The sequence below is a fragment of the Gemella sp. GH3 genome, from assembly GCF_013415425.1.
Taxonomy (GTDB): Bacteria; Bacillota; Bacilli; order Staphylococcales; family Gemellaceae; genus Gemelliphila.
Genome location: NZ_JACBYC010000163.1, coordinates 21,410 through 45,858, shown reverse-complemented (window position 1 = coordinate 45,858; position 24,449 = coordinate 21,410). Strand labels below are relative to the sequence as shown.

Annotated in this window: 24 protein-coding genes; 23 read left to right on the top strand and 1 reads right to left on the bottom strand. The window is 27.9% G+C overall.

Features of this window, described 5'->3' with window-relative positions:
- Positions 1-6 precede the first annotated feature (6 nt).
- Positions 7-1,608, top strand: a complete 1,602-nt coding sequence (gene groL / locus HZY83_RS06440; RefSeq protein WP_179943229.1) for a chaperonin GroEL — start codon at positions 7-9, stop codon at positions 1,606-1,608.
- A gap of 94 nt (positions 1,609-1,702) precedes the next feature.
- Here the strand turns inward: groL and HZY83_RS06435 are convergent, their stop codons facing one another.
- On the bottom strand, positions 1,703-1,957 hold the full coding sequence (locus tag HZY83_RS06435) for a NifU family protein (RefSeq protein ID WP_179943228.1): 255 nt from the start codon (positions 1,955-1,957) through the stop codon (positions 1,703-1,705).
- A gap of 126 nt (positions 1,958-2,083) precedes the next feature.
- On the opposite strand from HZY83_RS06435, the gene HZY83_RS06430 reads away from it, so the two are divergent.
- The 22 genes from HZY83_RS06430 to ftsZ all read left to right on the top strand — a co-directional run bounded on the left by HZY83_RS06430 (position 2,084) and on the right by ftsZ (position 24,400).
- Positions 2,084-2,443 (top strand): HesB/IscA family protein, encoded by a 360-nt coding sequence (locus HZY83_RS06430; protein WP_179943227.1) that lies wholly within the window; start codon positions 2,084-2,086, stop codon positions 2,441-2,443.
- Between the two features lie 43 nt (positions 2,444-2,486).
- Positions 2,487-3,686 (top strand): NAD(P)/FAD-dependent oxidoreductase, encoded by a 1,200-nt coding sequence (locus HZY83_RS06425; RefSeq protein ID WP_179943226.1) that lies wholly within the window; start codon positions 2,487-2,489, stop codon positions 3,684-3,686.
- Positions 3,687-3,858: 172 nt separating this feature from the next.
- Positions 3,859-5,445 (top strand): aminotransferase class V-fold PLP-dependent enzyme, encoded by a 1,587-nt coding sequence (locus HZY83_RS06420; protein ID WP_179943225.1) that lies wholly within the window; start codon positions 3,859-3,861, stop codon positions 5,443-5,445.
- Positions 5,445-5,663 carry a DNA-dependent RNA polymerase subunit epsilon gene (locus tag HZY83_RS06415; protein ID WP_179943224.1) on the top strand — a complete coding sequence of 73 codons (219 nt, stop codon included), beginning with the start codon at positions 5,445-5,447 and terminating at the stop codon, positions 5,661-5,663. Before HZY83_RS06420 ends, HZY83_RS06415 begins: the two co-directional genes overlap by 1 nt.
- Positions 5,656-7,329 (top strand): ribonuclease J1, encoded by a 1,674-nt coding sequence (rnjA, locus tag HZY83_RS06410; RefSeq protein ID WP_179943223.1) that lies wholly within the window; start codon positions 5,656-5,658, stop codon positions 7,327-7,329. The genes HZY83_RS06415 and rnjA overlap by 8 nt, the downstream gene beginning before the upstream one ends.
- A 60-nt stretch (positions 7,330-7,389) precedes the next feature.
- Positions 7,390-8,052 (top strand): L-serine ammonia-lyase, iron-sulfur-dependent subunit beta, encoded by a 663-nt coding sequence (gene sdaAB, locus HZY83_RS06405; RefSeq protein WP_179943222.1) that lies wholly within the window; start codon positions 7,390-7,392, stop codon positions 8,050-8,052.
- A gap of 12 nt (positions 8,053-8,064) precedes the next feature.
- Positions 8,065-8,937 (top strand): L-serine ammonia-lyase, iron-sulfur-dependent, subunit alpha, encoded by an 873-nt coding sequence (gene sdaAA, locus HZY83_RS06400; RefSeq protein ID WP_179943221.1) that lies wholly within the window; start codon positions 8,065-8,067, stop codon positions 8,935-8,937.
- On the top strand, positions 8,930-10,936 hold the full coding sequence (gene recG / locus HZY83_RS06395) for an ATP-dependent DNA helicase RecG (RefSeq protein ID WP_179943220.1): 2,007 nt from the start codon (positions 8,930-8,932) through the stop codon (positions 10,934-10,936). Before sdaAA ends, recG begins: the two co-directional genes overlap by 8 nt.
- 12 nt (positions 10,937-10,948) lie before the next feature.
- Entirely contained in the window at positions 10,949-11,587 is a 639-nt protein-coding gene (locus HZY83_RS06390; RefSeq protein ID WP_179943219.1) for a class A sortase, read from the top strand.
- A complete protein-coding gene (plsX, locus tag HZY83_RS06385; protein WP_179943218.1) occupies positions 11,588-12,553 on the top strand; it encodes a phosphate acyltransferase PlsX in 966 nt (321 codons plus the stop codon).
- Between the two features lie 2 nt (positions 12,554-12,555).
- Positions 12,556-12,786, top strand: coding sequence for an acyl carrier protein (locus HZY83_RS06380; protein ID WP_179943217.1), 231 nt, complete (start codon positions 12,556-12,558; stop codon positions 12,784-12,786).
- A gap of 187 nt (positions 12,787-12,973) precedes the next feature.
- Positions 12,974-13,996: a YdcF family protein gene (locus tag HZY83_RS06375; RefSeq protein WP_179943216.1), complete on the top strand. Its 1,023-nt coding sequence runs from the start codon at positions 12,974-12,976 to the stop codon at positions 13,994-13,996.
- Positions 13,997-14,066: 70 nt separating this feature from the next.
- Positions 14,067-14,411, top strand: coding sequence for a DUF6568 family protein (locus HZY83_RS06370; protein WP_218925360.1), 345 nt, complete (start codon positions 14,067-14,069; stop codon positions 14,409-14,411).
- Positions 14,412-14,556: 145 nt separating this feature from the next.
- Positions 14,557-14,988 (top strand): division/cell wall cluster transcriptional repressor MraZ, encoded by a 432-nt coding sequence (gene mraZ, locus HZY83_RS06365; protein ID WP_179943215.1) that lies wholly within the window; start codon positions 14,557-14,559, stop codon positions 14,986-14,988.
- Positions 14,989-15,010: 22 nt separating this feature from the next.
- A complete protein-coding gene (rsmH, locus tag HZY83_RS06360; protein WP_179943214.1) occupies positions 15,011-15,943 on the top strand; it encodes a 16S rRNA (cytosine(1402)-N(4))-methyltransferase RsmH in 933 nt (310 codons plus the stop codon).
- Positions 15,944-15,971: 28 nt separating this feature from the next.
- Complete coding sequence (locus tag HZY83_RS06355) at positions 15,972-16,298, top strand: cell division protein FtsL (protein WP_179943213.1); 327 nt, start codon at positions 15,972-15,974, stop codon at positions 16,296-16,298.
- A complete protein-coding gene (locus HZY83_RS06350) occupies positions 16,299-18,503 on the top strand; it encodes a penicillin-binding transpeptidase domain-containing protein (protein WP_179943212.1) in 2,205 nt (734 codons plus the stop codon).
- 10 nt (positions 18,504-18,513) lie between these two features.
- The gene (mraY, locus tag HZY83_RS06345; RefSeq protein ID WP_179943211.1) at positions 18,514-19,488 is read left to right on the top strand and encodes a phospho-N-acetylmuramoyl-pentapeptide-transferase; all 975 of its coding nucleotides are present in this window, start codon (positions 18,514-18,516) and stop codon (positions 19,486-19,488) included.
- The gene (murD, locus tag HZY83_RS06340) at positions 19,488-20,858 is read left to right on the top strand and encodes a UDP-N-acetylmuramoyl-L-alanine--D-glutamate ligase (RefSeq protein ID WP_179943210.1); all 1,371 of its coding nucleotides are present in this window, start codon (positions 19,488-19,490) and stop codon (positions 20,856-20,858) included. The genes mraY and murD overlap by 1 nt, the downstream gene beginning before the upstream one ends.
- A complete protein-coding gene (locus HZY83_RS06335; protein WP_179943209.1) occupies positions 20,859-21,710 on the top strand; it encodes a cell division protein FtsQ/DivIB in 852 nt (283 codons plus the stop codon).
- Positions 21,711-21,935: 225 nt separating this feature from the next.
- Positions 21,936-23,279: a cell division protein FtsA gene (ftsA, locus tag HZY83_RS06330; RefSeq protein WP_370520055.1), complete on the top strand. Its 1,344-nt coding sequence runs from the start codon at positions 21,936-21,938 to the stop codon at positions 23,277-23,279.
- A gap of 29 nt (positions 23,280-23,308) precedes the next feature.
- A complete protein-coding gene (gene ftsZ, locus HZY83_RS06325; RefSeq protein WP_179943260.1) occupies positions 23,309-24,400 on the top strand; it encodes a cell division protein FtsZ in 1,092 nt (363 codons plus the stop codon).
- The last annotated feature ends 49 nt before the right edge of the window (positions 24,401-24,449 follow it).

Here is a 24,449-nt window from a genome sequence, read left to right as displayed (position 1 = left end):
AAAAATATGGTTAAAGAAATAAAATTTTCAGAAGATGCACGTCAAACGATGAAAAAAGGTGTTGACAAACTAGCTAACGCAGTAAAAGTTACATTAGGACCAAAAGGAAGAAATGTTGTTTTGGATAGAAAATTTGGATCACCATTAATTACTAACGATGGAGTATCTATTGCTAAAGAAATAGAATTAGAAGATCCTTATGAAAATATGGGTGCAAAATTGGTTGCAGAGGTAGCTAATAAGACAAATGAAATAGCTGGAGATGGTACTACTACTGCAACAATATTAGCTCAATCAATGATAACAGAAGGATTAAAGAATGTTACTTCTGGAGCTAACCCTATTGGAATTAGAAAAGGTATGGAAAAAGCTGTTAAAGTAGCCGTAGAAAAATTAAAAGAAATAAGTGTAACAGTAGATTCTAAAGATAAAATAGCACAAGTAGGTGCTATATCTGCAGCAGATGAAGAAATAGGAAAATTTATATCAGAAGCTATGGAAAAAGTAGGTAATGATGGTGTAATTACGATTGAAGAGTCACAAGGATTAGAAACTACTTTAGAAATAGTAGAAGGAATGAAGTTTGATAGAGGATATATTTCACCTTATATGGTATCTGATACAGAAAAAATGATATCTAATTTAGAAAATCCTTATATATTAGTAACTGATAAAAAAATTACTAATATTCAAGAAATTTTACCCTTATTAGAAGAGCTTGTTCAAGCTTCTAAACCTTTATTAATAATAGCAGACGATTTTGAAGCAGAAGCTAGTCAACAATTAGTAGTAAATAAACTTAGAGGAGTTTTTAACGTAGTTGGTGTTAAAGCTCCAGGATTTGGAGACAGAAGAAAATCTATATTAGAAGATATAGCAGTTTTAACAGGAGCAACTCTTATTACCAGTGATTTAGGATATGAATTAAAAGATGCTAATATTACTATGTTAGGAACTGCTAACAAAGTTTCGGTAACTAAAGAGAATACTGTTATTGTAGATGGAAAAGGAAATAAAGATGAAATAATAGCAAGAACTAATCAAATTAAATCTTTATATAAAGAAGCAACTTCAGAATTTGATAGAGAAAAATTGCAAGAACGTCTTGCTAAACTTTCAGGAGGGGTAGCTGTAATTAAAGTAGGAGCAGCTACAGAAACGGAATTAAAAGAAAGAAAGCTAAGAATAGAAGATGCTCTAAATTCAACCAAAGCAGCAGTAGAAGAAGGAATTGTTGCAGGTGGAGGAACAGCGCTAATTCAAGTTATTTCTGAAGTAGAAAAATTAAGTGCCGAAGGAGACGTTCAAACGGGAATTAATATCATAAAAATAGCTTTAGAAGCTCCTATTCGTCAAATAGCAGAAAACGCAGGAGTAGAGAGTAGTGTAATAGTAGCTAAATTAAAAGAATCAGAGATAGGATTTGGATATAATGCTGCTACTGGAGAATGGGTAGATATGATAAAATCAGGTATTGTTGATCCAACTAAAGTTACACGATCAGCGTTACAAAATGCAGCAAGTGTATCAAGTTTATTTTTATCTACAGAAGCAGTTGTTGCAGATATTACAGAAGAAGCACCAGCTCCACAAGTGCCTATGATGTAATTTTCTTATAAAGAAATATTTTAATAAAAAACGAACTCTAAAATATAGAGTTCATTTTTTATTTTTATAGAGGTATAAATTTTTAGATAATTTACTAATTAATAGATATTTTTACATTTAGTACCTTTTTTATTTCAGGTATCTTACTTTTTATTACATCTTCTATGGCATATTTCATTGTGATGTCAGCAACAGAGCATGTAGAGCATGCACCTAGCATTCTTACTTTTAGAACACCATCCTTATAATTTATAAATTCTATATCACCGTTATCTAATTGAAGTTTAGGGCGTATTTTTTCTAATTCAAACTTAATTTTATTAATAACATATAATTCATTTTTTGACATAAGAAACCTCTTATCTTATAATTGGTTTTATTTTTTAAAAAAAATATACAAAATAAAACTTTAGACTATTATTTTACTATAAAAACGGTTATAATGATAGTATAAAAAGTAAAAGAGGGAAAAATTATGGATTTTGAAAAAAATCAATTAATATCAATTACAGATGTAGCTATTGATAAATTTAAACAAATGCTATTTAATGCAAGTGAACAAGATTCGTTTTTGAAAATTTCATTAGAACTAGATGGAACTAATATGTATTATAATATTGACATAGTGCAAGATCCATTATCAAATGATAAAATTTATAATTTTAAAGGATTAAAAGTTGTTATTAATGAAGAAGATGAGTTGTTATTACGCGGTTTAAATATTGACTACATAGTAGATGAAGCTGGAGAAAATTTTACTCTAGATAATCCTAACATAATATCGGACTTAGATGACGAACATGACGGTTGTTGCGGTCGCGGTTGTTGTTATTAACTAAATACTATATTTAAGAAGAAAAATAAAAGGAGAAAAATAAATGAAAAATGTAGTAATATTAGGAGCAGGTTATGGAGGACTTACTGCTCTAAAAGGGTTAAAAAAAGTAATAAAAGAAGGAAAAGTTAAAGTTACATTAGTAAATAAAAATTCTTATCATTATGATACTGTTAATTTACATGAATTATCTGCTGGAAATATCAAGAGAGAGGATATTTGTATAGAAATAAAAGATATTTTAGCTGAAACTGTAAATTTTGTTCAAGATGAAGTTATAAAGATAGATACAGATAAAAAAATAGTTTATACAAAACAACAAGAGCTTGATTATGATTTACTAGTGGTAGGTCTAGGGTTTGAAACACAAACATTTGGAATAGAAGGAATGTTAGAAAATGCATTGCCAATAACAGATGTAAATGCTGCAGAAAAAATATTTTATCGTTTAGAAAGTAATTTCAAGAAATATGCAGAATCGGAAGAAAAAGATATTAAAGATATATCTGTAGTAGTTGGAGGAACAGGACTAGCTGGTATAGAATTTTTAGCAGAATTAGTAGAAACTAGAAAAGAATTATGTAATAAATATGGTATTGATGAGAAATTAGTGAAAATTTACGGTCTAGATGCTGCGCCAGTTTTATTACCGATGTTTGATAAAGCATATAGTGATTATGCAAGAAAATTTTTAGAAGATCGTGGAATTGAAATTATACTAGGAGCTGGAATAAAAGGTGCTACTTCAGATAGATTTGTTGTAGAGATTGACGGAGAGCGTCGTGAATTATTAGCTAGTACGCTAGTATGGACTGCAGGAGTGAAAGGTAGTAGAATTATGGACGCTACTTTCCCTGAATTATCTAAAAATGGACGCTTAGTTACAACACAACAATTAACAGTACCAGGGTTAGAAGATATTTATATAGTTGGAGATTGTGCTGCCTTTATAGAAGAAGGACAAGAAAGACCTTATCCAACAACGGCTCAAATAGCTTGTCAAATGGGAACTTATACAGCAAAACATATTGTAAATAGACTTGAAGGAAATTCTACACCTAACTTTAAATATATTAATCGAGGAGTAGTTTGTTCTTTAGGATCAAAAGATGCTATTGCTTCTGCTATGGGACTTAAATATAAAGGATTCTTAGCAGCTAAGACTAAAAAAGCTATAGAAGCTAAAGCAATAAATGAATGTACAAATATTAAAACAGCGATTCGAAATCAAAGAATATTTTAATCATTAAAATTATTTAGGCTATAAAAGATTTAGTTTTTTAACTAAATCTTTTTAGTCGTTTATGTGAAATATTAATTTAATAATAGCTTTATTAATACATTTTTTTGAAAAATATACAATATTATGGTATTATATAGTTTAGGAAATTTTTAAATAAAATGTGGGGAAAAGTATGATTTATAAAATAGCTAATATACAAGACGAATATAATCAAATATTTAAATTAAACTATGCAACTTTTGTTGATGAAATTCCTCAGCATAAAGAAAATGATGAAAAGACACTAATAGATAAATTTCATAATAAAAATATTTATATAATTGCTAAAAAAGATAATGAAGTAATAGCAATGATTTCTTTAAATTCTAATAGACCTTTTTCTTTAGATGAAAAATTAGGAAGAATTGAAGATTTTTATAAAAAAGATTTTAAAAATCCTGTAGAAATTAGGCTTTTATCTATAAAAGAAGAATATAGAAAGACAAAAGCTTTCTTTAGATTATTAGAATGCACATTTAATTATTTAATTCAACATTCATATGATTTAGTCTTTATATCTGGAACAACTCGTCAGGAAAAGTTATATAGACACATTGGTTTTAATAGATTTCATGACAATGTTGGAACAGAAGGAGCAGAGTATATACCTATGGCTCTTGATCTTCGTGAAAGTAATAGGGTGGTAGATAAATTATCTAAACAAAAGAGAATAAATTACTTACCTGGACCGGTTGATTTACCAGATAATGTGTTGTCTAAATTTTCTAAGCAACTTTACTCTCACAGAAGTAAAGAATTTGTTAGTTTGACTCAAGACACTTTAAGAAAAATAAAAAATATATTAAAAGTTAAAAATGTTACTATTTTGCATGGATCTGGAACATTAGCTAACGAATCTATTTTGGCACAATTAGCTCAACGAAATTTAGGAAAAGGTGTTATTTTGGCTAATGGTGAGTTTGGAAACAGATTGGTTAGGCAAGCTAAGAGACATAATTTATCTTATGATAGTTATGTTGTTAATTTTGGAGAAAGTTTTGATTTAGAAAAATTACGTAAAGATGTTATAGAAAATAATTATAAATTTATATATGTTGTACATCATGAAACTAGTGTAGGAATTCTAAATAATTTGGATGAGATAATTAATATAGCAAAAGAATGCGGGGGGGACAAAGATATAGTTTTAGCAGTTGATGCTATATCAGCTGTAGGAGCAATAAAATATGACTATTCAAATGTAGATTATGTTGCGTGTTCTTCTGGAAAAGCGTTTTGTTCGATAGCAGGTTTGGCGATAGTTGGAAGTAATTGTGATTTAGTAGAGTTAGAGCAAGAAACCATTTATTTAGATTTAAAATATGCTAATGATTTAAACTCTATACCTTTTACACAACCGTCTTTATTGATAGAAGCTCTAAATGTAGCTTTGGATGAATTTGAAACAGATGAACCTTATAATAATGTAGTATCTAAATACAGATATATGAGGTCTAAATTAGAACAATTGAAATTACCTATTATGGAGATAAATAGTAATGAATTATCACCAGTTATTTTAACAGTTGAAGTTCCTAAACAATATTCTAGTGTCAACATAGGAGATTCGTTGTCAATAAATAATATATTTATTCATTATAATAGTTCTTATTTACGTGAAAGAAATATATTACAGTTTTCATTTATAAATAGAAATACTAATTTTGAAGAAATAGATTATACAATTAATATAATAAAAAATATGATAGGAGAGATATAATGGCAGTTTTTAAAGTATTTTATCAAGAAAATTCACAAGAAATACCAGTTAGAGAAAATACTGAAGTAATATATGTAGAAGCAGAGAGTATTCCAGAAGTTTTGAAATATTTAGATAATAGAAATTATAATATAGAGTTTGTACAAGAATTAGGAGAGCAATACTTAGAGTTTGAAAAAGAATCTGCTAATTTTAAATTGGAGAAAGTAAATGGATAGATTTATCAATAAACACGAAGTAGGGATAGCAGCTATAGGTGGTATGGGAGAAATAGGTAAAAATACTTATGCTATTCAATATCGTGATGAGATAATAATTATTGATGCTGGGGTAAAATTTCCTGGAGATAATATGCTAGGTATTGATTATATTATTCCAGATTACAGTTATATAGAAAAAAATATAGATAAAGTAAAAGCATTGATAATAACTCACGGTCATGAAGACCATATTGGAGGTATTCCATTTTTATTAAAAAATGTTAGTTTACCGATATATGGAGGTCCTTTAGCGCTTAGATTAATAAAATCTAAATTAGAAGAACATAATTTGTTATCAAAAGCTGAATTTCATGAAATAGATGAAGATAAAGTATTAAAGTTTAAATATTTAAAAATAGAATTTCATAATACTACGCACTCAATACCAGATGCTTTTGGAGTTATTGTTAATACTCCACAAGGAAAAGTTGTTCATACGGGGGATTTTAAATTTGACTTCACTCCAGTAGGAGAACCTGCTAATTTGTATAAAATGGCTAAAGTAGGTGAAGAAGGAGTTTTATGTTTACTTTCTGATTCAACCAACTCTGAAAGAAATGAATTTACTATGAGTGAAAAAGAAGTTGGAATTACTATTTCTAATATTTTGAGAAAAGTAAAACATAGAATTATTTTTGCTACATTTGCCTCTAATGTTTATAGAGTTAAACAGGTTGTAGAGGCTTGTATAGAGCATGATAGAAAAATAGCCGTTTTTGGACGTTCTATGGAAAAAGCTATTAAAATTGGAACAGAGTTAGGATATATAAAAGCTCCTAAAGATGCTTTTATAAATCCAAAACATTTAAAACAAGTTGACCCTAATAAATTATTAATTTTATGTACAGGAACACAAGGAGAAGAGTTAGCTGCTTTGACTAGAATAGCTCACGGTACTCACAAAAAAATAACTATAATGCCTACTGATACTGTTGTTTTTGCTAGTTCTGCTATTCCTGGAAATGCCGTATCGATAAATAAAAACATTGATTTACTTTCTAAACTCGGAGCAAATGTTATTACGTCTAGCATAAATAATGTTCATACTTCAGGACATGGAGCAAAAGAAGAACAAAAGTTAATGTTTAGATTAATAAAACCTAAGTATTTTATGCCTATACATGGTGAATATAGAATGCAAGTTATTCATGCTAAAACTGCAGTTGAATGTGATGTGAAAGAAGAAAATACATTTATTTTGAGCAATGGAGATATACTTGCATTAACTAAAGATACTGCAAGAGTAGCAGGTAAGATAGAAGCTGGGGATGTTTTTGTTGATGGATTAGGTATTGGTGATATAGGAAGTGTAGTTATTAAAGATAGGAAAGAACTTTCTGAAAAAGGTGCTTTAATAGTATCTGTAGTAATGGATTTCAAGAAAAAATTATTAATGAGTAATCCAGATATTATTTCTAGAGGATTTATACAAAATACAGACTCAAAAGAATTAATAGATAAGTGCAAAATAGTAATCAAAGAAGAAATATCATCAGTTTTGATGTCAAATGAAGATTGTACTATGTATAATATTAGACAAAGTATAATAGACAAGTTAAGTAGTTACTTAGAAAAAGAAGCTGGTAGAACACCAGTAATAATACCTACAATAATAGAGGTTTAAAAAAATAAGTATAAAGTATGACTACTTTATACTTATTTTTTATAAGGAGATGAGAAAAATATGAAATTTAGAAGTGTATTTGATATTATAGGTCCAATAATGGTAGGTCCATCAAGTTCCCATACAGCAGGAGCTGCTCGTATAGGATTGTTTACAAGAAACTTATTTAATCGTTCGCCTAAAAATATAGAAGTTACTTTATATGGATCATTTAAAGATACATATAGAGGACATGGAACAGATATAGCAATAATAGGAGGTTTGTTAGGATGTGATACCTTTGATAAAGGGATTCGAACTAGCTTAGAAGATGCTAAAAATCAAGGAATAAATTTCAAATTTATAGAAAGTGAAATTACCCCTATACATCCTAATACTGCTAAGATAGAATTAGAGGGTGATGGTGAATTTTTGGAAGTTAGTGGAAAATCTATTGGCGGTGGAAAAATGGTTATATTTGAAATTCAAGGATTTGATGTTGAGATTTCTGCAGATTTTCCAACAATATTTGTTTTCTTTGATATGACTGATGAAAATAAAGAAAAATTAGAAGATACAGTATTAAATTTTAGACAAATTTTAAAAAGTTATAAATTTTCTAGCTCAATAATAGAAGGTCGTAACTTACTTTCTATAGAAATGGAATACTATAAAGAAGAAATAGTAGAGTGTTTATTATCTTTAGGATTTGTTAGTCATATAAAATATTCACCAAAAATATAAGGAGAGTGCAGTATGTTTAAAAGTTTAGAGGATTTAATATCTCAAGCCCAGAGAGGTAACAAAAAAATTTATGAAGTTATGATAGAACAAGAGATAGAACTTAATGGTACTACTAGAGAACAAATACTTAATAGAATGGGTAGAAATCTAGATGTTATGTTATGTGCAATAGATGACGGTATTCAAGGTGTGAAGTCTAAAAGTGGTTTGACGGGTGGAGATGCAAAAAAATTACAAGATTATGTAAATAGTGGAAATTCTATATCAGGAGAAGATTTTCTAAATGGTGTAATAGCTGCTATTGCTACTAACGAGGTTAATGCATCTTTAGGTATTATTTGTGCAACCCCTACTGCAGGATCTGCAGGAGTATTGCCAGGTTGTATACATGTATTGAAGAAAAAATTTAATATTAGTTATGAACAACAAGTTAATATGTTGCTAACAGCAGGAGCATTTGGATTTGTTGTAGCTAATAATGCTTCTGTATCTGGTGCTGAGGGAGGTTGCCAAGCAGAGATAGGATCTGCAAGTGCAATGGCAGCAGCTGCTATAGTTGAAACTATGGGAGGAACACCAGAAATGGCGGGACATTCTTTTGCGATAGCATTAAAAAATTTACTAGGTTTAGTTTGTGATCCTGTTGCTGGGTTAGTAGAAGTTCCTTGTGTTAAGAGAAATGCAGCCGGAACAAGTATTGCTATTATGGCAGCTGATATGGCACTTAGCGGAATAAAAAGTAAAATACCTGCTGATGAAGTTTTAGATGCTATGTATAGAATAGGACAAGAGATGTCACCTACTCTAAAAGAAACAGCTAAAGGAGGTTTAGCTGTTACAAAAACAGGAGAAAACTATAGGAGTATATTATTAGGAAATGGATAATATATTACTTACTAATATAACATCATTAAAGGGTGTTGGTCCTAAAACTGCTAGTATATTAAATAGTATGGATATTTATAATATTAGAGATGTATTATTCAATATTCCTTATAAAGTAGTGATGTCAGCACAATTTTCTAGTAATTTAAATCAAGGTGATAGGGTTGTTACTTCTGGGATAATAGAAAATAGGGTTGTTACACAGTTTTATGAAAATAAAAAAAGTAGATCATATTTTTCCTTACAAACACCAAATGGATCTGTAAAAATAATATTCTTTAATCAAATGTACTTGAAAAAACATTTAATTGAAGGGAAAGAAGTTGTTGTTAAAGGAATATATAATAGTTCTAATAATACTATAACTGCAAATAGTATTTCTAATGCTTCAAAAGATACAAATTCTAATGATGATAGTATAGAAGTTAGTTATCATTTAAAACAGGGTGTGACTCAAAAAAAATATAGAGAACTTGTAGAGAATTGTTTTAATTATATAAAGGATAAGAATATAATTAATTTTGTTCCAGAAAATTTTAAAGGGATATGGCCTCTAAAAAAAATACTATATACTTTACATTTTCCAGAAAATAGTGTATCTTTTGATAAAGCAAAAAAAATGTTTGCTTTTCATGAATTGTTTGATTATCAATTAAAGTTACAACTACAGAGTATATCTTCTAAAGTTGAAGATAAAGATTATCAGATATTGTTAGATAAGAGTGATATAGATTATTTTATTAGTAGTTTAGCATTTGATTTGACAAATTCTCAGAAAGACGTTATCGAAGAAATATTTCAAGATTTATCTCTACCGTATTCTATGAACAGACTTTTACAAGGAGATGTTGGTTGCGGAAAAACTGTAGTCGCAGCTGCATTAATTTATGGAGTAGTAAAAAGAGGTTATCAGTCAGCTATTATGGCGCCTACAGAAATATTAGCTAATCAGCATTTTGATACTTTTTTTGAGTTTTTTAGAGATTTGGATGTAAGTTTAGCATTACTTACAAGTAGTACTCCCAAAAAAGAGAGAACAAAGATTTTAGAACTTCTAAAAGCGGGAGAAATAGATATCCTTATAGGGACACATTCATTAATTCAGGGTGATGTAGAATTTAATGATTTAAAATTTGTTATTACAGATGAACAACATAGATTTGGTGTTAATCAAAGAAAAACTTTTTTAGAAAAAGGAAAGAAAGTTAATTCATTAATGATGACTGCAACTCCCATTCCAAGAAGTTTAGCAATTACATTAATAACTGATATTAAAGTGTCTACAATAAATGAATTACCTCATGGAAGAAAAAAAGTACAAACATATAAAGCTACAAGTAAGCAGTTAAAGTCAGTTTTAGATAATATAACTTTAGAGTTAGAGAAAAATAGACAAGGTTATGTAGTTTGTCCTTTAATAGAAGAATCAGAAAAAATTGATTTGAAAAATGTAGAAGAAATGTATGAAAAAATTACTTCTCATTTAGACGACAAGTATAAAGTAGCTATATTACATGGGAAAATGTCAAACAAAGAAAAAGATTATATAGTTGAACAATTTATAAAAGGAGAAATACATATATTAATATCTACTACAGTTATTGAAGTGGGAGTTAATGTTCCTAATGCGACTTTTATGCTAATAGTTGATGCTAATCGTTTTGGATTAGCTACATTACACCAACTTAGAGGGCGAGTAGGACGTAGTAGTTATCAATCTTATTGTGTTTTAATTTGTGATGGAAAAAATGAACGCGTTGATATTATGTGTTTGGAAAATGATGGTTTCAAAATTGCAGAGTTTGACTTAAAACAACGTGGTCCTGGAGATTTCTTTGGAACAAAACAAAGTGGTATTCCTAGTTTTAAAGCGGCAAATTTATTAAATGATACAGAACTTATGTATCTTGCCAAAAAATTAGCATATAAGATAGTAGAAGTTACTGATAATAAAGAAAAATTACTTAGTTATTTAGGGATAGAAAAAAATAATTTTTAATTAGGAGAAATAATGAACAAAAAAAGATTAAAAAATATATTAATAAATATCTTGATAGTAGTTCTATTGTTCACTTCGGGTATTTTGATTTTTAAGGATAAAATTAGAGAGTATTTGACGGGAAGCGTAAATAATAAAATAATAACAGCTTATAAAAATAATGAAAATGATGTAAATATTCCTTGGTGGCAAAAGTTATTTACAGATAATTCATCTAGTATTAAACTTACAGATTCTATGTTAGGAATTTTATTAATAGATGATTTAAAAATCCAAGAACCTATATTTCAAGGAGACAGTGAAATAAATTTAATAAATGGTGTAGCTACAGTAGACCATAATCAAACGTTAGATGATCAAAATGTAGTACTTGCTGGTCATAGTGTTCAAGGAATTGATATTAGGTTCTATAATTTAAGAAAAATACAAATGGGAACTACAGTAAAAATAGCTACTAAAGATAGACTATTGACATATGAGGTATCAAAGATTTATAATGTTACAGATACACAAGTAGAAATATTAGATCAAAAACCAGGTGAACCTAAGAAATTAACAATGTTCACTTGTGATGCTTATAATTATAATACTGGTGTCTGGGAAGAACGCTTTGTAGTGGAAGCAAAATTAATTGGAGAAGAAAAAGTATAGATGAGAGTAGGATTAGATTTACGCGGAGCAGATGATAAACAGCAATTAATTAATTACATTAACTCTAATGATGAAAGTATAACTTTTGTTGTTTATGGTTTACAAGAAGATTTGGATTTATTAACAAAAAATAATGTAGAAAAAATATTATGTACAGAAGAAGTTTTGATTGAAGATGATTCAGCAAGAGTTCATAGAAGAAAAAAAGATTCTACAATGATAAAGATGTTACAAGATCAAAAAGATGGAGTTATAGATGTTTCTATATCTGCAGGTAGTACAGGTGCATTTATGGCAAGTTCTTTATTCATACTAGGAAGAATTGAGGGTGTTGCTAAACCTGCACTAGCAACAATGTTGCCTACTGTAACTGATCATAAATTTTTGCTTACAGATTTAGGTGCTAATGTAGAAGCGAAATCTAACGATTTATTAAATTATGCTAAATTAGGAAATTTATACATAAAGTATATGTACAATAAAGAAAATCCAAGTGTAGCATTATTAAATATAGGGGAAGAACCTACAAAAGGTAATAAATTATACAAAGAAACACATATTTTATTAAAAGAAAATGTTTCTAATTTTAAAGGGAATATAGAAGCTAGGAATATATTAGATCATAAGTATGATGTTATAATAGCAGATGGTTTTGCTGGTAACGTAATTTTAAAGACTATAGAAGGTGTTGCAATTTCTTTTAGTGGTTTATTAAAAGGAATATTTTTGAAAAATATTAAAACTAAAATATCAGCATTATTAGTAAAATCAGGCTTAAAGTCATTTAGAAAGAAATTTGATTACAGTGAATATGGAGGAGCTGTATTGTTAGGTTTACAGAAACCTGCAATAAAAATTCATGGTTCAGCTGACGAAAAAGCAGTACATTTTGCGGTACAACAAGCAAAAAAAATGCATAAAACAAAATTATATAGTAAAATGACGGAGATAATAAAAGGAGAATAATTATGGCAATATTTGAAGAGTTAAAAGAAATAATAACTAGACACATTCGTGTAAATGAAGAAGATATAAAATTAGAATCAAGTCTTAATGATGATTTAGATGCAGATTCTATCGAAATAGCGGAAGTTGTTATGGATATAGAAGAAAAATATGGTTTTGAATTTTCTGATGAAGATACTAGTAACATAGAAAAAATTAGTGATTTAATAGAATATATACAGAAAAATATTTAGATAGAAAAAGGTATTCGATTGTACATCTTATCGAATATCATTTTTTTATATTATTGATTTTGTATTTGATTTTTTGTATAATTACATATTATAATGGCTGTTTAAACTTAATTAAAAAAATATACTACTTTATATAAATTATCTTATGAAGTAGTATTATATTTTATTATAATAAAAAGGAGGTAGTATGTTTATATATATAATTACATTTATAATTTTTATTATTTTAGTAATTTCTATGTATAGAGATTTGAGAAGTTTATTAAATCCTATATTGTTGATAATATTTTTGTTTTTATTTTATATTTCATTATTGCAAATTTCTTTTGATAGTGATTATGGATTTATTTATAATATTCTTTTAATTTTGGGATTTGTAGGTATTCCAATAACTATACTTATTATGGGAATATTTTTAATATATAATGGAGTTATAATTTTAAGAAAAGAGGGCTATTCAAAGACTAACATTTTATCTTTATTTTTAGGTATTTCTATATTGTTTTTTTACTTTAGTATATTTGTTCAATTAAGTTCTGTGTATAATAGTGTTAATCCATATTTTGCTGTATTAAGTTTCTTTATATTTTACACATTCTTATTATTTGTTTTTAGTTTTGTTGGTTATCTACTTTACTCTATTTTATATAATCTTATTCCAAAAAATAAATCTTATGACTTTATTATTATTCATGGTGCAGGACTTATAAATGGAGAGATAGTAACTCCTTTATTGAAAAAGAGAATTGATAAAGCTATATATGCTTTTCATAAATCAAAAAATAAAAATGTTAAAATAATAGCAAGTGGAGGAAAAGGTATCGATGAAAAAATATCTGAAGCACAAGCTATTTTTAACTATATAGAAAGTAGGGGTGATGTACCTTTAGATAAGATAATTTTAGAAGATACATCTAGAACTACTTATGAAAATTTAGTAAATTCTAAAAAATTAGGCGAGCAAGAAGTAAATAATCCTAAATTTTTATTTGTTACCAATGATTATCACGTTTTTAGAACTAGTACTTATGCTAAAAGAATAAAGATGAGAGGCGACGGTTTAGGATGTAGGACAGCAGGCTACTATATTCCGAGTGCATTTATTAGAGAATATGTAGCAATAATATTTAAGCTGAAATGGTTATTTGTATTCTTATATTTAATATTCTTTGCTGTAATATTTTTATCTTATATTCCTTATAACTTCTAGACTTGAGTATAATTAATTTGTTATATTAATATTTTATGTTACAATTATAAATTATTAAGGAGGATATATTATGCAAACTTTTGAAGAAAATATAAAAAATTTTTTAAAGATAATATCAGATGATGCACAAAATAAATTATCAACAGAAGAAGGAGCAATAGTATTTGTAGGAAGATCTAGTTGTCCTTTTTGCAGAAAATTTGCACCTAAATTGAAAAATGTAGTAGATCAATTAGAAAAAAATGTTTACTTTGTAGATAGTGAGAATGTCTTTGATAATAATTTAGTAAGTTTTAGAGAAAAATATAATATAAAAACTGTACCTGCCTTACTTATATTAAAAAATAATGAAGTAAAAGTGGTTATGGACTCTTCTTTATCAGAGAAAGAAATTGAAAATTTTATTTTAGCATAATTATTGCAACTAAAAAAGATTTATTCATAATTTATGAATAAATCTTTTTTTATTTTATTTTTTAGAAAAAAATGTATAAATTTTCTATAAATAGTGGAAAAAAGTGGGGAAATGTGGTAAATTATATTAGTAAGGTGGTGAAATTATGTTTATCGGTCAATATAATAATAAAATGGATGCTAAAGGGCGTATAAGTATGCCTATAAAATTTAGAGAAGAATTAGGAGCCAAATTTATAATAACTAGAGGACTAGATTCGTGTCTTTTTGGTTATTCTTTACAAGAATGGCAAAAAATAGAAAGCAAAATAAAATCACTACCAGTAACGAAAAAAAATGCTAGGGCATTTCAAAGGTTCTTCTTTTCAGGAGCAACAGAAGTAGAGATTGATAAACAAGGTCGTATAAATATTCCACAATCACTTATTGACCACGCCAAATTAACTAAAGAATGTGTTGTAAATGGTGTTTCTAACAGAATAGAAATTTGGGATAAAGAAAAATGGGATATTCAATTAATTGATAGTGAAGAAACATTTGAAGAAATAGCAGAAGAATTAGAAAATTTTGATTTTTAGAAGAGTTAATGAGAGGTATTAGATGTTTAAGCATTATAGTGTGTTACTAAATGAAGCTGTAGATGGCTTAGTAGTAAAAGAAGATGGCATATATGTTGACTGTACACTAGGTGGTGCAGGACATAGTTTAGAAATATTAAAAAAACTTACTACAGGGAAATTATACGCTTTTGATCAAGATATATTAGCTATAGAAAATGCTAAGAAAAAATTAGAAGATTATAAAGATAAAGTAGTTTTTATTAAGTCAAATTTTGAAAATATAAAATACGAATTAAATAAATTAGGTGTAGAAAAAGTAGACGGTATTCTTTACGATTTGGGAGTTTCCTCTCCCCAATTAGACACACCTGGAAGAGGATTTAGTTATAATTTTGACAATAGGCTAGATATGCGTATGGATACAGATGCAGATATTAGTGCTTACGAAGTAGTAAACAATTATGAATATCATGAATTAGTAAAAATATTTTATAGATATGGTGAAGAAAAATTTTCTAAACAAATTGCTAGAAAAATAGAGCAAAGAAGAGCTCAAAAGCCTATTGAAACGACTTTTGATTTGGTAGAAATTATTAAGGATTCTATTCCAGCTCCTGCAAGACGAAAAGGAGGGCATCCAGCCAAAAGAGTTTTTCAAGCTATTAGGATAGCTGTAAATAATGAATTATCAGTATTTGAGAATTCTTTAGAGCAAGCTATAAAATTAGTAAATATTGGTGGAAGAATTTCAGTAATTACTTTTCACTCTTTAGAAGATAGATTGTGTAAGCAAATATTTAATTCTTATTCTAAAGAACAAAATATACCTAAAAATTTACCTATGATTCCTCTAGAATATCAAGCAAAATTAAAATTAGTAAATAAAAAACCTATAATTCCTACAGAAAGAGAATTAGAGGAAAATAATAGATCACGCAGTGCTAAGTTAAGAATAGTGGAAATTCAAAGATAATTATATTAAAATAGAAAGGATAAGAACAGTGGCTACATTAAAAGTATATAGTAGAGAATATGGTGTCAAAAAAGTAGAAGAAAAAGTAACATTAACTAGACCTGAGCTATTTGTGTATATAGCTTTGCCTCTTGTTATAATAATTTCGTTGTATTTTATGTTGAGTTATAGTGGGAAAGTATACAGCTTACAAAATCAGGAAATTAAAAATACAGCAGAAATAAAGAAAATGAAAAATGATACCGAAGAACAAAGAGTTATAATAAATGATTTATCTTCTTATGAGAGAATAAGAGGAGTAGCAGAAATATTAGGAATGGAACCACAAAAAGATAATGTAAAGGTAGTGAGATAATTGAAAAAATTTCTAAGATTAATCACACTTAGATTTTTGGCAGATCCTAAAAGTATAAAAACAAAAGACTATATATCAAGAAAAAGAACAAAAATGATATTTACAGTACTTTTTGTTTTTTTATTTGTATGGATATTAATATTTAATATCGGGCAAATGACGGTCTTAGGTACTATAAGAGGACAAAATCTTGGAGAATTAGCTCAAGAAAAATATGTTGTAGATAGAGTACTAGAGCCTAATCGTGGGAAGATATATGACCGTAACGGTAATATTTTGGCAGATAATATTGAGTCATATAAATTAGTTGCAGTATTATCAGATAAAGCATCTGAGGGGTTAGATGAATCTGCCCAAAAACTTCATGTGGTAGATAAAGAAAAAACAGCAGAAGAGTTATCAAAAATAATAAATTTGGATAAGAGTAACATTTTAGATATTTTAAATAATGATAAAGCCTATCAAGTTGAGTTTGGTAGCTATGGGAAAGATATAAGTATAGAGAATAAAAAGAAAATAGAAAGTTTAAATTTACCTGGATTAAAATTTGAAACAACTACAAAAAGGTATTATCCTAATGGGACACTTCTAGGTAATTTTTTAGGTTTTGCTCAATCTTCTGATGATAGTAATTTAATCGTGGGTCGTCTAGGTATAGAAAAAGTATTTGATTATTATTTAAGAGGAAAAAATGGTAGGATTATTTATGCCAGAGATGCATGGGGCAAAGTAGTTTCTAATGAACCTACTACTGAAATAAAACCAGTTGATGGTTCAGACGTTTATTTAACTATAGATAAAAATATTCAAAGCTTTATAGATAATAGTTTATCTGATATTCAATCTAAATATGAGCCAGAAAGTGCATTTGCTGTTGCTGTAAGTGCTAAAACAGGTGAAATTTTAGGAATAGGTCAAACCCCTGCATTTAATCCTAATACTAAAGAAAATATATCTGGAGCGTGGACTAATGCAATCTATAATTCTGCCTTAGAACCAGGTTCTACAATGAAAACTTATAGCTTAGCTATAATGATAGAAAATGGTATTTATGATCCTAATAAAACATATCTATCGGGATCTTACAGAGTAGAAGATGCAGTTATAAGAGATTATAATAGAGTAGGTTGGGGAACTATTACTTATCGACACGGTTTTCAAGAATCTTCTAATACTCTCATGTTAACTATGCTAGAATCTCTAGGAACAGATAAACTTAAGTATGGCTTAGAAAAATTTGGTTTTGGAAAAGTAACTAATTCTCTTTTTGAAAATGAATCTAGAGGAGAATTAGCTTTTGGAAATAAAGTATCTGCTTCTACAACTGTTTTTGGTCAAGGAAGTACAGTAACCCCTATACAAATGTTACAAGCAGAAACAGCTATTGTTAATGATGGAGAAATGTTAAAACCATATTTTTTACAAAAAATTCATGACAAGACAAGTGACGTTTATGTTAATAAAGGAGAACGCACAGTAGTCTCTAATCCTATTTCAAAAGAAACTGCTGAAAAAACGAGAGAAGAATTATATGGGGTAGTAAATGGAGAATGGGCTAATGGAGGATTAAAATATAAATTAGAAGGATATAGTGTCGCAGGGAAAACAGGTACTGCCGAAATAGTTAATCCAGATACTGGAACTTACTATTCTAGTCCGTATAAAGTTATGCACTCATTTATAGGGTATGCTCCAAGTGATAATCCAGAGGTTATTTTATATACAGCTATAAAACTTCCAACTAAAAATGCTGTTCAAAATTATAATAATGCCGCAAAAGAATTATTTAATCCTATTATGACTAATATATTGGATTATTTAAATGTTCAAAAAGAAAAATCAGAATCTAATAATATTATGTATAAAATGAATAATTATGTAGGTCAGAATGTTAATAGTGTTATTTCTAATTTATCGAAACATACAGAAAATACAGTATTAATAGGAAATGGAACAACAGTATTGCAACAATTTCCTAATGCAGATAGTACTGTTAATGTAAATGATAAAGTATTTGTTGTTACGAGTAGAGAAAATATTATTTTACCTAATTTTAAAGGTTGGTCGAAAGTAGATGTATTAAGATATAAAGAATTAACAGGAATAGATTTAGAAATTGAAGGAAACGGATATGTTAAAGAGCAGTCTGTAGCTGCTAATAAAATAATAAAAAGTGGAGATAAATTAAAAGTAAAATTAGAGTAAGGAGAGACTAATGAATTCATTGTATATTATAGCAGCATTATTTTGCTCTTTTATAATAACGGTAGTTATGTTACCGAGTTTAATAAAGTATTTACATAAGTTAAAATTTGGTCAAGAAATAAGAAAAGAAGGACCACAAAGTCACGCTTTAAAAAAGGGAACTCCAACTATGGGTGGAATATCTTTTATAGTAGCGATAACTATAACATTAATTATTGCATCAGTAATAGACACTAATAATCTAAAATATTATTTGTTGTATATATATACTACAATATCATTTTCTATAATTGGATATATTGATGACATGTTAATAGTTGTAAAAAAGAAAAACGATGGTTTATCGCCTAAAATGAAATTAACGTTACAAGTATTATTTTCTTTTATGTTTTATTTATTGCTAACGTTCATTTATGATAATGTTAATTATATAAAAATTCCATTTACAGATTTAAACATTAATTTATCAATTATTTATGCATTGTTTGTAATATTTTGGCAAACTGGATTTTCAAATGCAGTAAATTTAACTGATGGACTGGACGGGTTAGCTACTAGTGTAACTATAATAACTACATTATCATTTGCATTAATAAGTTACAAAGAAAATAATATTCCAATATTGATTTTTTGTTTAAGTATAATAGGAGCATTAATAGGCTTTCTTTTATTTAATAAAAAACCTGCAAAAATTTTTATGGGTGACACAGGATCACTAGCATTAGGAGGAATTTTGGCCTCAATATCAATAATATTGCACAAAGAAGTAGCGTTTCTATTTATAGGTTTAGTTTATATTTTAGAAACTTTATCAGTAATGATTCAAGTTGTTTATTTTAAAAAGACAGGTAAAAGAATTTTTAAAATGTCTCCACTTCATCATCATTTTGAATTATCAGGATACGGAGAAGTAAAAACAGTTTATATCTTTGTAATTATTGCTGTATTATCTTCAACAATAGGTTATTTCGTAGGAGTTGCATAATGAATAATAATAATAATAATATTTTAGAAGAATTAAAAAATAAGAATATTTTAATTTTAGGATTTGCTAGAAGTGGCTATAAAAGTGCTTTGATTTTGAATAAATTAGGTATTAATGTTACAGTTAATGCAGCAGATGATTTATCTAATAATGAAGATGCTCTTTATCTTGAAAGTTTAGGTGTAAGTATCATTTCAGGAGGACATCCGATAGATTTAATAGATAATGTTGATCTAATAATAAAAAATCCAGGAATACCTTATAAAATAGAATTTTTAAAAGAAGCTATTAATCGTAATATAGAAATAATAACTGAAGTAGAATTAGCTAGTATATTATATGATTATAATATACTAGCTATAACTGGAACTAATGGAAAAACAACAACAACTACTATGCTTTATGAAATATTAAAATTAGAAAATGAAAATGTTAAATTAGCGGGTAATATAGGTTATCCAGCAATAGAAGTTGCATATGATAACAGAGATAATTCCTCAATAGTTATGGAAATATCATCATTTCAATTAAATGGTGTAGATAAATTCAGACCACACATTGCTACCATTACAAATTTAGGAGTAAGTCACTTAGATTATCATAATAATGTTGAAGAATACCATAATATAAAAAAGAGAATTTTTAAAAATCAAACAGAAGAAGATTATTTAATTTTAAATATTAAAGACAAGGAATTATACTTAGAAGATGATATTAAATCTAAAGTAATATATTATAGTACTTTTAATAACAAAGAAGCGCAGGCATATGTAGAAGATGGTATATTAAAATATGATGGAATGAATATTTTTGATGTAAAAAAATTAAGCTTACCTGGTGAGCATAACTTAGAAAATGCAATAACGGCATCTTTAATGGCAATATTAGAAAATGCTAGTGTAAACAGTATTCAAAAAGTTTTATATAATTTTAAAGGTGTAAAACACAGACTTCAATTTTTAGGGACGATAGATGGTATAAAATATTACAATGATTCAAAAGCTACTAATCCTTCTTCAACTCTAAAAGCACTTAGTGGTTTTGATAGAAATGTCATTTTAATATGTGGTGGTCAAGAAAGAAGTATAGATTTATCAGAACTTGAATCTGGATTTAATGTAGTTAAGGAATTAATTTCCATTGGAGAAACAAAGGATACCTTATACAACTTAGGGTTAGCAAACGACATTCCTTCACATAAATGTTATAATGTAGAAGAAGCAACTGAATTAGCAACTAAATTAGCTAATAAAGGAGATGTTATACTATTGTCTCCAGCATGTGCTTCTTGGGATCAATATAAAAATTTTGAAGTCAGAGGACAGGAATTTATTGATACCTACAATAAAATAAAAAAAGAGTTGATATAAATGAATTTAAAGAATAAAAAATTACTACAAAAATCTAGAGATAAAAATCATAAAACAGCTTTATCTAGATATAAGAAAAAGAGAAATATAGAAATAATTATATTTTCATTAGTTGTTGTATTTGGGATTTTAGTTTTTATTTTTCTAAATAGTTCATATGTAAAATTAAAAAATATTAATATTACAGGATTAGTTCAATTGACAGAAGAAGATATACAAAATACAACTGCAATAAATAATGATGTTAAAATTTGGGATGTTGACGAAGATAAGTTTGAGAATAAAATAAAAGAAAATTATAACATAGTAGAAAGTGTATCCGTAACTACTAAATGGTTGCAGACTATAAATATAGATATAAAAGAAAAAAGATTAATAGCAAGAGAAAAAGCAGATAATAATTATAATATTATTATGAGTGATGGAAATATACATAATGGTAAATTAAGTAAACAACTTGATCTTCCTATTTTAACAAACTTTGAAAATGCCACTAAAAAACAAGAACTACTGAAAAATTTAATAGAATTAAAAGAAGAAATATTAATGCAAATTTCAGAAATTGTAGACGATAGAGATAATGAACAAGTTGCACTGGTTTATATGAAAGATGGACAACGTGTAAAAATAAATGTTAGCAATTTTTCGTCCAAGTTAAATTATTATTTCGAGATGTCGCAACATATTGATGATAAAAAAGGTACTATATTGAATTTAATAAATGGATCTTATTTAGAGACAGAAAAAAGTAATAAATTAAAAGAGAATAAAATAAAAGATATTTTACAAAAAAGCAAAGATGTAAAATCGGAAAATAACGAAGATAACAATAAAGAAAAAAGAAATAATTAAATAAGTGAAAATTTAGACCTGTACACAATGAATATCAATAAGAACATATAATAAAGTATTATTTATAGAAAAATGTTTTGTAACAAAATTTTAATCAAAAAAATTCAATTTTTTCTATATTTTAATACTTTTTTTTTGGATTTTATGTTATAATCTTACATAGTAATCATAATTGGCTGTATATTGCCAGCTTTACTAGTAAACATATAGAATTTATAGGAAGGGGTGTTTAGCTTGAGTTCACAATTATATACTGCACTTGATTTGGGATCTTCTAGCATAAAGGTAATTATAGCAGATGTGGCATATGAAAAATTGAACATATTAGGTGTAGGAATTGTTAAAACTAATGCTATAAAGCGAGGAAATATAGTTGATGTTGAGAATGCATCTAGAGATATTGAAAAAGCATTAGAAATAGCTAAGAATGAAGCTAATAAAGAGATAAGGTCACTTTATATCGCTGTTCCAAGCGTACACACTCATATTAAAAAAAGTGTAGCAGAGATTAGATTTGATAATAAGCATGATATTGATGGTAGAGATATAGAAGAAGTAGTAGAAGAAGCAAAAATATTACCATTACCTAGAGAACGAGAAGTAGTACAAGTAATTCCAGATTATTATCGAATTGATGATATAGAGAAGATAAATAAGCCAAAAGGTATGACTGTACATAACTCTTTTGAATTAACTGGAAATAGAGTATTGACTTCAAAGACACATTTACATACTATATATAAAAGTATAGAGAAGTTACGAGTAGATTGTAATGAAACTTTCTGTACGTCACATTGCTTGGGAGAGTTGTTGCTTAGTGATGATGAAAGAGATTATGGTTCTGTAATTATAGACATTGGAGCAGGTATTACTACCATAAGTTACTTTGAAGATAATATTTTACAACTATCTCAATCTATAGACTTAGCAGGAGATGATATAACAAGAGTTATTTCTGACGTTTTAAATGTATCTAACAAAAAAGCAGAAGAAATAAAAGTAACTCAAGGTCATAGTTTTTATGATATGGCCTCTGATGATGTAATTATACATTTAGATAATTTGGCAGAAGATGAAGAACCATTTACACAAAAAGAATTATCAGATTACATAGAAGAGGTTGTTGAAGAAATTATTTTAAGATCTTTTGATGTTCTTAGAAAAGCTGGTATTAATAGAATTAAAGGAAATGTAGTGCTGACAGGTGGAACTACCTTAATGCCGGGTGTATTAGAACTTACTAGAGATATGTTGAAAAAAATGAATGTTCGTATAGGAACTCCAAAAATTATAGGAGCTAATTCTCCAGAACTAGCAGTAGCTGTAGGAACTTTAACTAGTAGTTATAATATAGAAACATTGTTTGGATATCAAAGTTTTGGAGATGCAATAGTTGCTAATGAAACTCCAAATACTGATTTTGAGAAAATAGAGAATATAGAAGAAATAAATATAGATCAAGAAAATTTTTCGGATAAAGAAGATTATTTAGAAGAAGATGATGATCAAATTGAAAAAGATGGATTATTTGATAAATTAAGAAAAAGATATAGTTCGTTATTCGAATAAAATTAGGAGGAAAATAAATAGTTATGAATATGTTATTTGACAGTGAATTTACACAATCAGCAGTTATTAAAGTAGTAGGAGTAGGTGGTGGAGGTGGAAACGCCGTAGACCGCATGGTAGAAAGTGGTGTTCAAAACGTAGAATTTATCGCAGTTAATACAGACGCTCAAGCACTTAGAAAATCAAAAGCTGATGTAAGAATACAAATAGGTGAAAAATTAACAAAAGGCTTAGGAGCAGGAGCTAATCCAGAGGTAGGACGTAAGGCTGCTGAAGAAACTAAGGATAAAATTGAGGCTGCTTTAGAAGGTGCTGATATGGTATTTGTTACTTCTGGTATGGGAGGAGGAACAGGTACAGGAGCTGCTCCTATAGTTGCAAGCATAGCAAAAGAGCTAGGAGCTTTAACTGTAGGTGTAGTTACTCGCCCATTTAACTTTGAAGGGAAAAAACGTCAAGTTCAATCAACTGCAGGTATTAATGCATTAAAAGGAGCAGTTGATACTCTTATAGTTATACCAAATGATAGATTACTAGATATTGTTGATAAATCTACGCCTATGATGCAAGCATTCGTTGAAGCTGATAATGTTCTTCGTCAAGGGGTTCAAGGTATCTCTGATTTAATCAATGTTTCTGGAGCAGTTAACCTTGACTTTGCTGATGTTAAAGCTATAATGTCTGATCAAGGTTCTGCACTTATGGGAATAGGTGTATCATCTGGAGAAAACAGAGCTATTGAAGCAGCTAAGAAAGCTATATCTTCACCTTTATTAGAAACTTCAATTGTTGGAGCAAAAGGTGTATTACTAAATATAACAGGTGGACCTTCATTAAGTTTATTTGAAGCTCAAGCTGCAGCAAGTATTGTTCAAGAAGCTAGTGATGAAGAAGTAAATATGATTTTCGGTACAGTAATTAATGAAGCATTAGAAGAAACTGATGAAATTGTTGTAACTGTTATAGCAACTGGTTTTGATAGTGATAGTTCTTCTGAGAGAGAAGCTATGCAAAGAGTTCAACCAACAGCTACTTCAACATTTACAAGTAATTACGGGAAAGACGAAGCAGATTCAGAAATGTTTCCACGTCCTCGTAGAACAAGAAGAAGAGATATTTAATAAACGTTATGTAGGAAAGTGAAGGTATTTATATCTTCACTTTTTTGTT